General features: G+C 74.1%; 11 protein-coding genes. 5 read left to right on the forward strand and 6 right to left on the reverse strand.

Annotated elements, in window-relative coordinates; genetic code table 11:
- Window positions 1-18: 18 nt before the first annotated feature.
- On the reverse strand, window positions 19-1,701 hold the full coding sequence (locus tag E4N63_RS18335) for a transporter (RefSeq protein WP_374112796.1): 1,683 nt from the start codon (window positions 1,699-1,701) through the stop codon (window positions 19-21).
- Entirely contained in the window at window positions 1,698-2,621 is a 924-nt protein-coding gene (locus E4N63_RS18340; RefSeq protein WP_308188711.1) for an ABC transporter ATP-binding protein, read from the reverse strand. Before E4N63_RS18340 ends, E4N63_RS18335 begins: the two co-directional genes overlap by 4 nt.
- 748 nt (window positions 2,622-3,369) lie before the next feature.
- Between E4N63_RS18340 and E4N63_RS18345 the strand changes: the two genes are divergently transcribed.
- Window positions 3,370-4,749 carry a transcriptional regulator gene (locus E4N63_RS18345; RefSeq protein WP_230241187.1) on the forward strand — a complete coding sequence of 460 codons (1,380 nt, stop codon included), beginning with the start codon at window positions 3,370-3,372 and terminating at the stop codon, window positions 4,747-4,749.
- 465 nt (window positions 4,750-5,214) lie between these two features.
- Here the strand turns inward: E4N63_RS18345 and E4N63_RS18350 are convergent, their stop codons facing one another.
- Complete coding sequence (locus E4N63_RS18350) at window positions 5,215-5,547, reverse strand: hypothetical protein (RefSeq protein ID WP_230241188.1); 333 nt, start codon at window positions 5,545-5,547, stop codon at window positions 5,215-5,217.
- A 272-nt stretch (window positions 5,548-5,819) separates the two neighbouring features.
- Here E4N63_RS18350 and E4N63_RS18355 point away from each other — a divergent pair, with 272 nt between their 5' ends.
- Window positions 5,820-6,590 (forward strand): hypothetical protein, encoded by a 771-nt coding sequence (locus tag E4N63_RS18355; protein ID WP_230241189.1) that lies wholly within the window; start codon window positions 5,820-5,822, stop codon window positions 6,588-6,590.
- Between the two features lie 109 nt (window positions 6,591-6,699).
- Here the strand turns inward: E4N63_RS18355 and E4N63_RS18360 are convergent, their stop codons facing one another.
- On the reverse strand, window positions 6,700-8,022 hold the full coding sequence (locus tag E4N63_RS18360) for an ABC transporter substrate-binding protein (RefSeq protein WP_230241190.1): 1,323 nt from the start codon (window positions 8,020-8,022) through the stop codon (window positions 6,700-6,702).
- A gap of 172 nt (window positions 8,023-8,194) precedes the next feature.
- On the opposite strand from E4N63_RS18360, the gene E4N63_RS18365 reads away from it, so the two are divergent.
- Together E4N63_RS18365 and purU are read left to right on the forward strand one after the other, a co-directional pair.
- On the forward strand, window positions 8,195-8,641 hold the full coding sequence (locus tag E4N63_RS18365; protein WP_019711901.1) for a hypothetical protein: 447 nt from the start codon (window positions 8,195-8,197) through the stop codon (window positions 8,639-8,641).
- Between the two features lie 110 nt (window positions 8,642-8,751).
- A complete protein-coding gene (purU, locus tag E4N63_RS18370; protein ID WP_125626450.1) occupies window positions 8,752-9,693 on the forward strand; it encodes a formyltetrahydrofolate deformylase in 942 nt (313 codons plus the stop codon).
- Window positions 9,694-9,808: 115 nt separating this feature from the next.
- Here the strand turns inward: purU and E4N63_RS18375 are convergent, their stop codons facing one another.
- A complete protein-coding gene (locus E4N63_RS18375) occupies window positions 9,809-11,038 on the reverse strand; it encodes a zf-HC2 domain-containing protein (protein WP_230241191.1) in 1,230 nt (409 codons plus the stop codon).
- Window positions 11,035-11,625, reverse strand: a complete 591-nt coding sequence (locus E4N63_RS18380) for a sigma-70 family RNA polymerase sigma factor (protein WP_125626451.1) — start codon at window positions 11,623-11,625, stop codon at window positions 11,035-11,037. The genes E4N63_RS18375 and E4N63_RS18380 overlap by 4 nt, the downstream gene beginning before the upstream one ends.
- Before the next feature lie 309 nt (window positions 11,626-11,934).
- Here E4N63_RS18380 and E4N63_RS18385 point away from each other — a divergent pair, with 309 nt between their 5' ends.
- Window positions 11,935-12,309 carry an STAS domain-containing protein gene (locus E4N63_RS18385; protein ID WP_043471690.1) on the forward strand — a complete coding sequence of 125 codons (375 nt, stop codon included), beginning with the start codon at window positions 11,935-11,937 and terminating at the stop codon, window positions 12,307-12,309.
- Window positions 12,310-12,588 lie beyond the last annotated feature (279 nt).

Genomic DNA, 12,588 nt, shown 5'->3' on the forward strand with positions numbered 1-12,588 from the left:
GCCCACCCGGGGCGGCGGTCAGGCCCTGCTGACCGCCGCCAGGATCTCCGGCAGCCGGGCGGCGGTGCGCGGGGCCGCCAGCCGCAGGCCGAGGCGGGTGATCCCCCAGGCGTAGAGGGCGCCGGCCGGCAGGATCAGCCACAGCCAGGCGTGGGCGCCCGCGACATGCATCCAGATGACGAGTGCCAGGAGCGGCGCGCACAGCAGCGCCGCCGCCAGCATGCCGCCCAGAATGCTCAGCCACGCCAGCCCGGCCTGCCCCGGTGCGACGTTCTTGAAGCCGCTGTCCTGCGGGATCGAGTACGGGAAGAGTGCGGAGGCCAGCGCGCCCGTCGCGAGCATGGCGCCCAGCAGGGCCAGGGAGACGCCCAGGGCCTCCGGGAACGCGCTCCAGTCCCCCAGCAGGACCGAGGAGATGATCACCACGAGCGTCACATACGGCACCGCCACGACCGCCAGGGCCATCGCCCGCCCGCGGAGTTCGAGATGGGCGTCGCGCGGCGAGGAGATCGTCTGCGCCACGATCCAGAAGGCGGAGGTGTCCTGCCCGAACTGGTTGTACATCTGCATGCCCAGCAGCCCGGCCGCCCAGCACGCCGCGTACGGGCTGCCGTTGCCCTGCACCGCGTACACCACCGGCAGCAGAAGGCCGATGCCCAGCGCCGAGACCCAGCCGGTCTTGGCCTTGGGGTCGCGCCAGGCGTAGCGCAGGGTGCGTTCCATGACGGTGCCGGTGCGGCCGGGCGGCAGCAGCCGGGTGAGGCCGGTGCCGTCGCCGGAGGGCTTCTTCTCGGGGGTGGTGGCGGCCTGCAGGGTCGAGCCGTCGGGGGCGGTCATCAGCCGGGTGAGGCTCCGCTGCCACCACCAGACCAGCAGCGCCAGCGCGGCGCCGGTCAGCGCGAGCTGCGCGGCCGCGGTGGCGTACGAGCCCGCGCCCGCGGCGCGTACGGCGTCCAGGGCGGAGGCCGGGGGCACCCAGCGCAGCACGTCCGCCGCCGGCTCCAGGACCCGCAGTCCGCCGGGCTCGGACAGCTTCTGCACCCCGAGGTTGACGAGCTGGGCGCCGACCGCGATGAACAGACCGCTGAGCAGGGCCAGATCACGGCCTCTGCGGCTGGTCAGCAGCCGGACGTTGGCGGCGGCCACCGCGCGGGACAGCGCCACGCACACCAGCAGCACGAGCGGCGCGGCCACCACGCCCGTCACGACGGCCGCCGTGCCGTGGGCCACCGCCACCACCGAGCCGGCGGCCAGGGTCAGGGTGAACAGCGAGCCGATGCCGATGAGCGAGGCCACCAGCAGGGAGAGCGCCAGCGGGGCGGGGCGCAGCGGCAGCATCACCAGCCGCGTCGGGTCCAGCGTCTCGTCGCCCGCGGAGAAGAACAGCGGCATCACGGCCCAGCCCAGCGTGAGGACGGCGGTGATCGTCAGGACGAGGGCGGGCGCGTGCTCGTTGCCGCGGAGGGCGATCAGGCCCAGCAGTTGCAGTGCCGCGAACAGCAGGGTGAACACGAGCGAGGCGATGTAGGCGGCCTTGCGGCCGGCCGACTGGCGCAGGCCGTTGCGGAGCAGGGACAGCTTCAGCCGGACGAAGACGGCCGTGACGGCGGCTCCTCCGGCGGACGGGGGCGCGTCCGGGCGGCCGGCGGCGCCGAGCGCGGGAACGGCGGGGGCGGTCGGTGTCGTGGGTGCGGTGCTCACCGGGCGCCGCCGCCCAGCCAGTCCAGGCTCTGCCCGGCGTCGTGGCCTCCCGCGCCGACCAGTTCGAGGAAGGCGTCCTGCAGCGTCGGCGCGTCGCCGCGCACCTCGGCGAGCGGACCGCGGGCGCGGATGCGGCCGGCGGCCATCACCGCCACCCAGTCGCACAGGCTCTCGACCAGTTCCATGACGTGGCTGGAGAAGACGACGGTCGCGCCGGAGGCGGTGTAGCGCTCCAGCACGCCGCGGATCGTCTGTGCGGAGACCGGGTCGACCCCTTCGAAGGGCTCGTCGAGGAACAGCACTTCGGGGTTGTGGAGCAGCGCGGCGGCGAGGCCGATCTTCTTCCGCATACCGGTCGAGTAGTCGATGACCAGCTTGTGCTGGGCGCCGGCCAGGCCGAGCACGTCGAGCAGCTGCGTCGTCCGCTGGTCCACCTCCTCGCCGGGCAGTCCGCGCAGCCGGCCCAGGTACGAGAGCAGTTCGCGGCCGGAGAGACGTTCGAAGAGCCGCAGGCCCTCGGGGAGGACCCCGATCCGGGATTTCACGGCGACCGGGTCGGCCCAGACGTCGTGGCCGCCGATCAGCACCTGGCCCGCGTCGGGGCGCAGCAGCCCGGTGACCATGGACAGGGTCGTCGTCTTGCCCGCGCCGTTCGGCCCGACGAGGCCGATGAACCGCCCGGCGGGCAGCTCCAGATCGACCCCCGCGACGGCCGCCTGCTCGCCGAACCGTTTCCACAGCCCGCGGACCCGGACGGCGACGGGGAATCCGGCCGTGTCCGCCGGGGGCGCCGCCCCGGCTTCCGCTCCCGCCGCTTCCGTTCCCGCTTCCGCCGCAGTGCCGGCTGCCGGGCCGGTCCGGTCGGTGTTGCCGGTGTTGCCGGTGTGGTCGGGCCTCTCCGCCGTCCGCTTCTCTGCCACGTCCCGCGCCCTTCATCGTCCCCGTGTGTCCCCCCGGGGGAGCCTCCCGTTCCGGCCCCCCGGCAAGGCACCCTACGGGGTGGGGAGCCGGACGCACGTCCGACCGCAGGAGGACCTGTGGCGCCTTCTCCGTGGGCGCCGAGGGGCCCGGCCACGCCACCCGCCACCCGTTGCTCCCGCGCCGCGCTTCCGGATGCGCCCCCGGCGCACGGCGGCCCGTCCCCCACGGGAGCGGCGGGTTCCGGAGCCGGGACCGGTGCCCGCCCGGCCTCCTCCGCTTTCCGGGCGCTTCCGTTCCGGCGGCCGCGCCGCCGGGCCCGGACGCGGCCAGGTGACGGCCGGGCGGCACCGCCCGGCGCCCCCGCCGCGCCCGCCACGGCGCGGCTTCCGCCGGCGGCTGTCCGCGCGGTACCGGAATCCGGCCCGCCGTGCGGGGGCCGCGCGCTCCGCCCCCGCCGGTCACCGCTCGCCGTGTCCGCCCCGGGGTACGGCTCCGCGGTGGTGCGACCCGGCGCACCCCGCCCCCGTCCGGGGCGCACGGATGCACCGGCGGGGGCGCGTGGGCGACAGGTGCCGTGTGGGCGGGTAGTCCGTAGTGCGGCATCTTGCGCATGAGTAACCCGCCGAACGATCTCGTAGGCACCGATCAGACGACATGGCAGGAACCGACCGGTACGTCCCCGTGGGGAGCGGAGACGGAGCCGGGGCACCGCCTGCCGACCACGCTCGCGATCAAGGGGGTAGAGGCATGGCAGCCAGGCCGCTCGTCGCACGCCGGCCCAACGAAAGGCTCGGGGCGCTGATACAGGAAGCGGGCTGCTCCAACGCCGGGCTCGCCCGCAGGGTGAACCTCTGCGGCGCGGAGCACGGTCTCGACCTGCGCTACGACAAGACGTCGGTGGCCCGCTGGCTCCGCGGCCAGCAGCCGCGCGGCCGCGCCCCGGCCGTCATCGCGGAGGCCCTGGGCCGCAAGCTGGGGCGCACGGTCACGATCGACGAGATCGGCATGGCCGAGGGCAAGAACCTCGCCTCCGGGGTGGGGCTGCAGTTCTCGCCCACCGTTCCCGGTGCGATCGAACAGGTCTGCGAGCTGTGGCGGAGCGATGTGGGCCGCCGCGATTTCCTGTCCGGGTCCACCGTCGCCTCGTCCGCGCTGGTCGAGCCCAGCCGCGACTGGCTCATCACCGGAACCGATCCGCAGGTGGCGCGGGCCGGCGGTGCGCGGGTCGGTATGACCGACGTCGAGGCCGTACGGGCCATGACCGCGGCGCTGACCGAGCTGGACCACCGCTACGGCAGCGGGCATGTGCGCCCGGTCGTCGTGCACTACCTCAACAGCGTGGTCTCCGGGCTGCTCGGCGGCTCGTACAAGGAGCCGGTGGGACGCGCCCTGTTCGCGGCCGTCTCCCGCCTGACCGAACTGGCCGGCTACATGGCCGTCGACACCGGCCAGCCCGGGCTGGCCCAGCGTTACTACATCCAGGCCCTGCGGCTCGCCCAGGCCGCCGGGGACCGCGGCTACGGCGGGTACGTCCTCGCGGCCGGCATGAGCCACCTGGCGGCCTCCCTCGGCAATCCGCGCGAGATCGCGCAGCTGGCCCGGGCGGCGCAGGAAGGGGCGCGCGGCCACGTCACTCCGCGGGCCGAGGCGATGTTCCTGGCGGCGGAGGCGCGGGGACACGCGCTGATGGGCGACGGCGCGGCCTTCACGACCGTGGCGGCGCGCGCGGTGTCGGCGATGGACCGGACCGGGAACGGCGACGACCCCGCCTGGATCGGTCACTTCGACGAGGCCTATCTCGCCGACGAACTGGCGCACTGCCACCGCGACCTGGGCGACGCCGGACCGGCCCGCCGCCGCGCCGAGGAGGCTCTCGCCGGTCATCCGGAGGGGCGGGTGCGGCGCCGGGCGATCGGGCTGCTGCTCCTGGCGGCGGCCCAGACCCAGCAACGCGAGATCGAGCAGGCGTGCGACACCGGGACACGGGCGCTGGAGCTCCTGGGCGGCCTCCGTTCGAACCGGGGCATGGAGTACCTGGAGGACTTCCAGCAGCGGCTGAAGCCCTTCGCGGCCGAACGCGCGGTACGGGAGTTCGGCGAGCGGGCGGCGGAACCGGTGGCGGCGTAGCGGCGGGGCGGACGGCCGGGCCGGGTCCCCCGGTCCGGCCCCCGGCGCCGCCGGTACGGCACCCGCGCGGCACCGGCAGGACACCGGGGCGACAACTGCGGTACACCTGTGGGGCCTTGGCCCCGAGCCGCCCTCCGGGCGCCGGAGGGCGGCTGTGACCAGGCGCGTGGCAGAGGCGCGCGGACAACGGGTAGCGTGCAGGGAGCTTCCGTAGTGGTCCCCGCAGAGCCAAGGAGTCCTGGTGTCGCAGAGCGGACAGGGCAACGAGCCGCAACGTCATGCGTACGAGGGCATCGTGCTGCCTGCCGGTGGCGGCGAGCCGATCGTGCCCGAGCGGCACACGGCGCCCGCCGCCGGGCGGCCATGGGGGCAGCCCTGGGGCCCGGAGCAGCAGGAGGAGCGGCAGCGGTCCGGGGGAGGGCGGTCGCAGTACGAGCCGCAGGATCAGCAGTACGGGCAGCAGGATCAGCAGTACGGGCAGCAGGACCAGCAGTACGGGCAGCAGGACCAGCGGCACGGGCTGCAGGACCAGCGGCACGGGCTGCAGGACCAGCAGTACGGGCAGCCGCCGCCCCAGCCGCAGTACGAGCCCCAGCAGTCGCCGTACGAGCCGCAGCGGCACCGTGAGCCCCTGCCGTCCGCGCCGGGACCGATGCCGCTGCCCGCGGAGGAGACCCAGGTGCTGCCCCCGCAGAGCCCCGCCCCTCCGGCACCGCCCTCGTCCGACGCAGAGGCGACCCAGCTCATGGCGCCGGTGGCCGGGGGTCCGCTGCCGCCGGAGAGACCTTCCGAGTCCACCACCTTCCTCGGCCGCCGCCCCGATGGCGGCCCCGCGCCGTGGCCGCCGGAGAACGCGGACGAGCAGGCCACCCAGTACATCGCCCCGTACCGGGCGACGGCCCGGCCCCGGCCGCCCCCTCCGGTCCGCCGCCCGCCGCGGCACCGCCGCCCCCGCACACGAGCCCTACGGCGTCAGGCCCGGCTCGCCCGGCGACCGGCAGCCGCCCGCGGAGTTCGACGGCCTGTTCCGGGACTCCCGCGCCGCCGACGGGCCGGACGCCACGCAGCAGATGCCCCGCTTCGACCCGCAGTCCCCGCCCCCGCCGCCGTCGCGGCAGCAGTACGGGCAGCAGCAGTTCCAGCAGCCGCCCGCGCCGCACGAGGCGCAGGCCCCGCAGGGCCGCGCCGCCCGCCGCAACGCCGAGCGCAAGCGGCCGCTCTCCCCGGCCGCGCTGGCCGGCATCGTCATCGGCGGCTGCGTTGTGGCCGGCCTGGCGGCGGGAGCCGCGCTCAGCGGCGGCGACGACGGGTCCGGGGCGGACGACAAGAAGCCGGTCGCCGCGAGCCAGTCGGCGGGCACGGAGCCGTCATCGGCGGCGGACCCGGTGAAGGAGCAGGCCGAGGCGCTGGACGCGCTGCTCGCGGACAGCAACAACAGCCGGGAGACGGTGATCAAGGCCGTGCAGAACATCGGCGCCTGCAAGAACCTGTCGAAGGCCGCCTCGGATCTGCGGGACGCGGCGAAGCAGCGGAACGAGCTGGTCACCCGGCTCGGCGAGATCTCCGTCGACCGGCTGCCCGGGCACGCCTCGCTCACCACCTCGCTGACCAGCGCCTGGAAGGCGTCGGCCGCCGCCGACAACCACTACGCGGCCTGGGCCGACCAGGTGGCCTCCGGCAAGGGCGGCTGCAAGGGCGGCAAGGCGAAGGTGACCGGCCAGACGGCCAAGGGCAACACGGCCAGCGGACGGGCCACCGAGGCGAAGAAGAAGGCCGCCGCGCTCTGGAACCCGATCGCCAAGAAGCACGGCCTCACCGAACGCCAGTACCTGCAGCTCTGATCCGAACGGCGGCGGCCGGCCCCCGGTTCACCGCCGGGGCGCCGGTGCCGTGCCCGCCGTGCGCCCGGCGGCCGCAGCGCACCCGGATCCGGCCGCGCCGTGCCCCGCGTCACTCCTCGGCGGCCCTGCTCTGCGCATAGGTGTAGCGGCGCTCCAGGGTCTTGGCCACATTGACGAAGCCGTCGCGCGACGCCACCAGCCGGCCGTCCCGCACCTCCTGGAAGGACACCATCGTGTTGGCGATCCGCGGATAGTCGCTCGCGCCCAGCACGTCCTGGTAGTTCCAGCTCAGCTTGGGGGTCAGCCCGCCGGTGTCGATGCCGTCGGCGCCGATGCCGCTGTCGAGCGCCTGGCGCAGCGACCGGCCGGTGACGGGACCGTCGTGGATCGACTCGATCAGCCGGTGCAGCACCGTGTAGGCGATCCAGGTGGTCTGGACGCCCGGGTCGGAGACGTCGACGCGGTTGTCGCTGAAGGCGTGTTCGCGGACGACCGCGCGCATCGTGTCCCAGGCCGGGTCGTCCGCCGCCGGGTACCAGCTGGTGATGGAGGCGCCCTCGAAGGGGCTGCCGGAGCCGCCGGTGCGGTCCACGAGCGACTGCTGGACGCTGCCGAGGACGGAGGCCAGCCGGATCGGCTCGCTGTTCTTGCGCAGCCGGCGGAAGGAGTCGAAGAAGGTGTCGGTGCGGTCGCCGAGGGCGGCGGTGACGCACGCGCCCTCCGTGCCCCGGTCCTCGATCTCCAGGAGTTCCAGGGCCAGCTCGCTCTGCCGCTTGTACTCGGAGGCGTCCTCGGGGGCGCGGACGTCGCTGGCCTCCTCCCGGTCGCCCTCGGCCAGGCCGGCGCTGATCAGGGAGGGCATCTGGTCGCCGTTGATGGTGTCGGGACGGACCAGGGTGACGCGCTCGCACTGCGCCGCGAGCTGCCGGCCGCTGCCGGCGATCAGGGTGGCGTGCCCGCCGTTGACGGGATAGGACAGCGGGCTGGTGAACTCCTCGTCGGTGACCCCGTATCCGCCGATGTACGGGATGCCCTCGGATTCGAGGGGCGACATGAAGGCGCGTCCGTGCTGGCTGTAGGAGCCGACCACCGCGGCGACCTCCTCGGCCACGGCGCGGCGTGCGCAGCGTCCGGCGCTGACGGTGTCGTTGTGCTCGTTGCAGGTGATGACCTCGAGTTCGTGGCCGTTGATGCCGCCGTTCTCGTTGACCCAGCGGGCGTAGGCCCTGGCCATGGCGGGCATCCCGGGCATGTTCGTCGCCGAGGTGCCCTCGGGGGCCCAGGTCATCACGGTCACCGGGTCCTTGGAGGCGCCCGAGGTGCCGGTGAGGCTGCCGCAGCCGGCGAGAAGCGAGGCGCAGACCGCCGTCGCGGCCGCGACGGTGACTGCCCTGCGCGGAAATGGGGGGGTGGGGCGTAGCCGTCCAGTCATGGGTAGGGACGATTCCGCCCGGCCGGTAACTCCGCCGTGATGAAAGGTCAACACGGGGTGACGGGAGTGTGAACAGCGGGGGTGCGGAAAGGCCGCCGCCGAGCGGAACGTACCATTCCATCCTGTGCAGGGTTCGGAGAGGTCTTCCCGTCGCGGCCACCGCTCACTCAGTATGGGCGGTATGCCGCTCAATGACATGCCCTGGTGGCGCTGGCGCGCCCATGTGCGTTCCGCGCTCCACATGCTCTCGGACCCCGTGTTCCAGCAGGAGTGCTGGCTGGCCGGACGGGAGGGGTACGGGGACGTCACCGACGCCGTCTACCGGCTGGTCGAGGACACCTGGCTCGACAACTGGTCGGCGGAGAAGTACGTCGGGACGATCTTCCGCGACTCCCAGGAGGCCGCGCTCGTCGACGTCGCCGTGCTGCGCGTGCTGCGCATCATGCACCAGGTCGGCCCGGACGCCCCCGTCGCCGTCTACCTCGAACACCACGGCTGGCCGGAGGCTGTACGGGCCGCCCGGGACGCACACGTACGGCTGGCGCAGAACGACGGCGAGGACCCGGACGCCCCGCCGCGCTCCCTGGACGCGCTCGCGCTGATGGCCCGGGCGGTCTGACGGGCCGGGCGGAGCGCCGGGCCGCAGGGCCGGACGGCCGGGCCCGGGGTGACCGGGCGGATATGGACCGGGCCGCTGGGGACCGGGCGGATGTGGGAGCCTATGGGGTCATGAGCGAGTCGCAGCCCGCCGCCTCCGGGCAGGCCCCCGAGCAGTACATCCTCACCCTGTCGTGTCCCGACCGGCAGGGCATCGTCCACGCCGTGTCCAGTTACCTCTTCATGACCGGCTGCAACATCGAGGACAGCCAGCAGTTCGGCGACCACGACACCGGACTGTTCTTCATGCGGGTGCACTTCAGCGGCGGCACCGCCGGCCAGGGCCGCTACGGCGGCCGCCCCCCGGGCGAGGACGGCCACGCCCAGGAGCCCGTCACGCTGGAGAAGCTGCGCGCCAGCTTCGCCGCCATCGGCGACTCGTTCCGCATGGACTGGCAGCTGCACCGGGCCGACGAGAAGATGCGCGTGGTGCTCATGGTCAGCAAGTTCGGGCACTGCCTGAACGACCTGCTGTTCCGCACCCGGATCGGGGCGCTGCCGGTCGAGATCGCGGCCGTGGTGTCCAACCACACGGACTTCCGCGAGCTCGTCGAGTCCTACGACATCCCCTTCCACCACATCCCGGTGACCAGGGAGAACAAGCCGGAGGCCGAGGCGCGGCTGCTGGAGCTGGTGCGCACGGAGCGCGTCGAACTCGTCGTGCTGGCCCGCTACATGCAGGTGCTCTCCGACGATCTGTGCAAGCAGCTGTCCGGCCGGATCATCAACATCCACCACTCCTTCCTGCCGAGTTTCAAGGGCGCCAAGCCGTACCACCAGGCGCACGCCCGGGGTGTGAAGCTGATCGGCGCCACGGCGCACTACGTGACGGCCGATCTCGACGAGGGCCCGATCATCGAGCAGGAGGTCGAGCGCGTCGGGCACGAGGTCAGTCCCGAGCAGCTCGTCGCCGTCGGCCGGGACGTGGAGTGCCAGGCGCTGGCGCGCGCGGTGAAGTGGCACAGTGAGCACCGGGTCCTGCTCAACGGCCACCGGACCGTGGTCTTCACCTGAGGCGCCCCGCCCGCGGACGTAACGGCGCCCGGTCCGGCGGCCGGGCCGGGTTCACGGCCCCGTCCGGTTCACGGCCCGGGCCCGGTTCACAGCCAAAACCTCACAGTCACGACAGTCACAGCCACGACAGTGAGGCCGCGGCCGCCAGGACGTCGTGGATCGCCTCCCGGTCCCCCTCCTGGCCGGCCGCCGCCTCCTCCGGCGGTACGTGCCCCGCGGCGAGCCGGCAGAACTCGGTCCCGTCCAGGGCGACATGGGCCACGGTCTTCTCCGCCGACGGCGCCGCGGCCGGTGAGTCCAGGGCGATGTACCAGTGCCCGCCGCCGCTGCCCTCCACCTCCAGGTGCAGAGTCCGGCCGGGCGAGCCCGCCGTGACCAGGCTGCGCGGCGGTCCGGCGAGACCGTCCCGGCGGCGCCGCGCGAGGGCGCCCGGCAGCAGCCGCGCGGTCAGGTCGATCATGCGGTGCAGATGCGGCGACAGCGGTGGCCGGTACGGGTAGTCGACGGCTTCCGCGATGTCACCGGCGCGCACCCAGCAGGCGAAGGCGCGTTCGAGGAACGAGTCGCTCAGCGGCAGGGTCAACTCGCCGTAGGGCACGGTCAGCCCATGGGTGTCGCGCAGGGAGGCCGCGCGGACCAGGGCGTGCGTCTGGTCCCGCCAGGCGTCCCGCACCGCGCCCGGCGAGGGGACGGGCCTCCGTCTCCAGTAGACCTCCACCCGGTCCGCCGGGGAGGCGTGGCCGTCCGGCGGCGGCGCGCCGGGGGACAGCGCATCCTCCAGCGGGTCGTCCAGCCCCAGAACGGCGGCGATCAGGCCGTCCACCGCCGTCAGCTGCCCGAGCGCCCCGGCGACGGTGGCGACCCGGCTCCGTTCCCGCTGCCCGTCGAACCACTTGAGCGGCACCGGCGCCCGCCACTCGGACTCGCCCATGTCGTGCAGCAGGGTGTCGAGCCGGGCGGTCTCGGCGTCGTACGGTGCCGCCCACTCCGGTACGGGGATACGGGCCGGGCGGCGCCCGAGGCAGCCGGCCAGCACCCGGGAGCGCAGCTGCGGGTCGAGGTCGAGGTTGTCCTCGGGGTGCAGCAGAGCGACCGCGTCGCGCAGCCGCAGGGCCTCGTCGGCGCATGGCGCGCAATCGGTGAGATGGGCCTCGACGGCCGCGGTCTCCTGGGCGGAGCAGGCGGCGAGGGCCCAGGCGCCCAGCAGGGACTTGAGCACCCTGTGGTCGGTGGGCGGCGGTCCCGCGGCGAGGGACGTGCCGTCGCCGAGCACGTGGCCGGTGGCGGCGCCGGGTGGTCCGGAGGGCAGGGAGGGTCCGGGTCCGGGGCCGGAGGGGCCGTTCACGGGTGTCTCCCGTAACCGGGCGACGAGCCGGTGCGGTCACCGTCACCGGCGCGGTTGTTCGCGGACGAGAGCAGCTGCAGGCCGAGCCGGAGCCGCCGCCGGGCCTCGTCCTCGGTGACGCCGAGGTCGGCGGCGGCCTGGCGGTAGTCGCGGCGTTTGAAGTAGGCCAGCTCCAGCGCGTCCCGCAGCGGCGCCGGCATGGAGGTGACGATGTAGTCGGCGCGGGCGGCGCGGGAGGCGGCGCGCACCTTCTCCTCGACCTCCTCCGCGGTCCGGGCGTCGCCGGCGCGCATCAGTTCGGCCTCGGCGGCCCGCAGCCGGTGCACGGACTGCCGCTGGGCGAGGGAGGCGATCCAGGAGCGCATCGGGCCCTGTCCGGGGTCGTAGGCGTCCGGATGTTCCCAGATGTGGGCGAAGACGTCGCGGGTGACCCGGTCCGCGGCCTCCTCGTCACCGAGCACCCGGTACGCCAGGCTGTGAACAAGAGAGGCGAACCGGTCGTACAGTTCACCGAGTGCGGCGGCCTCGCCGCGCGCCAGGCGCTGCTGCATCTTCCGGTCCCACCGGGGTGGTGCGTCGTTCGCCATACGGCCCCCATTCGTGCCGTGTCGTCGTTCGGCCGCCCGCTGTGGTCGGGATCATTCCGCACTCCGCACGACGAATGTAGTGGGCGGGTCCCGCGGCGCACGCTCTTTTGCGGCAGCGGGCCCCTTCCGGGCAGGGCGAAGGGTATAGATCTCGTCACTTTGCCCGCTGTCACGGTCCACGGGGGGCAAGGCTGTGCCTAGAGTCGACGGAAGAGCCGCATGACGAAAGGTGTTTCGGGGGAGAGTGGCCGGACGGCGGAAACGGGAACAACTGCTTCCGGATCCGGGAGACGAAGGGACTTCGCGCGCGTGACCTTGAAGGTGATGGAAGACGAGCAGGGCACCTGGGCCATTCTCCGAGTCAGTGGGGAAATGGACCTGGTGACCTCGCCCGCGGTACGTCAGCACGTGCACGACGCGGTGGCCGACGGCCGCCGCAGCCTGGTGCTCGACCTCTCCGGGGTCCGGTTCTGCGACTCCAGCGGTGTGGGCGTCCTGATCGCCGCGCGGCGGCTGATGCGCTCCTGCCAGGGGCGGCTGCGGCTGATCCTCCCGGCCCGTGGTGCGGAGGACGGCTCCCACGTCAACCGGGTGCTCGCCGCGCTGGGCGTCCGGCGGCTCTTCGAGGTCTACCCGGACGTGACCTCCGCGCTGGACGAGACGGCCCCGCCCCTCTCGGCCTGAGTCCCGCGCCCCCTTCCGCGCCCGGACCCGGCCGGTCCAGCGGTCGCGCGGGCCTGCCCGGCGCCGTCCGCGCCCGCCTGCCGTCCTTCCGTGCGCCGCGCACGCGCCGTGCTCTCCCCGGGCGTGTGGTTCCGCCGCGGGTTCTCCGGCGCCCTCCCCCGTTCTCCCGGCGTCGCACGCCGTGCGCCGGGCGCCCATCGGTGCGCGCTGTCCGCTCCCTTCCGTGAACTTCGCCTGAACACCGAACGTACGTACCATCATCTGAGGTCAGCCCCGTCA

Origin of the sequence: Streptomyces sp. MNU89 (assembly GCF_020982505.1) — a bacterium.
Classification (GTDB): domain Bacteria; phylum Actinomycetota; class Actinomycetes; order Streptomycetales; family Streptomycetaceae; genus Streptomyces; species Streptomyces xinghaiensis.

Excerpts from the sequence above, each read along its gene's own strand:
- E4N63_RS18345 (WP_230241187.1), top strand. The coding sequence starts at position 3,370 with ATGGCAGCCAGGCCGCTCGTCGCACGCCGGCCCAACGAAAGGCTCGGG.
- E4N63_RS18355 (WP_230241189.1), top strand. The coding sequence starts at position 5,820 with ATGCCCCGCTTCGACCCGCAGTCCCCGCCCCCGCCGCCGTCGCGGCAG.
- E4N63_RS18360 (WP_230241190.1), bottom strand. The coding sequence starts at position 8,022 with ATGACTGGACGGCTACGCCCCACCCCCCCATTTCCGCGCAGGGCAGTC.
- E4N63_RS18365 (WP_019711901.1), top strand. The coding sequence starts at position 8,195 with ATGGGCGGTATGCCGCTCAATGACATGCCCTGGTGGCGCTGGCGCGCC.
- purU (WP_125626450.1), top strand. The coding sequence starts at position 8,752 with ATGAGCGAGTCGCAGCCCGCCGCCTCCGGGCAGGCCCCCGAGCAGTAC.
- E4N63_RS18380 (WP_125626451.1), bottom strand. The coding sequence starts at position 11,625 with ATGGCGAACGACGCACCACCCCGGTGGGACCGGAAGATGCAGCAGCGC.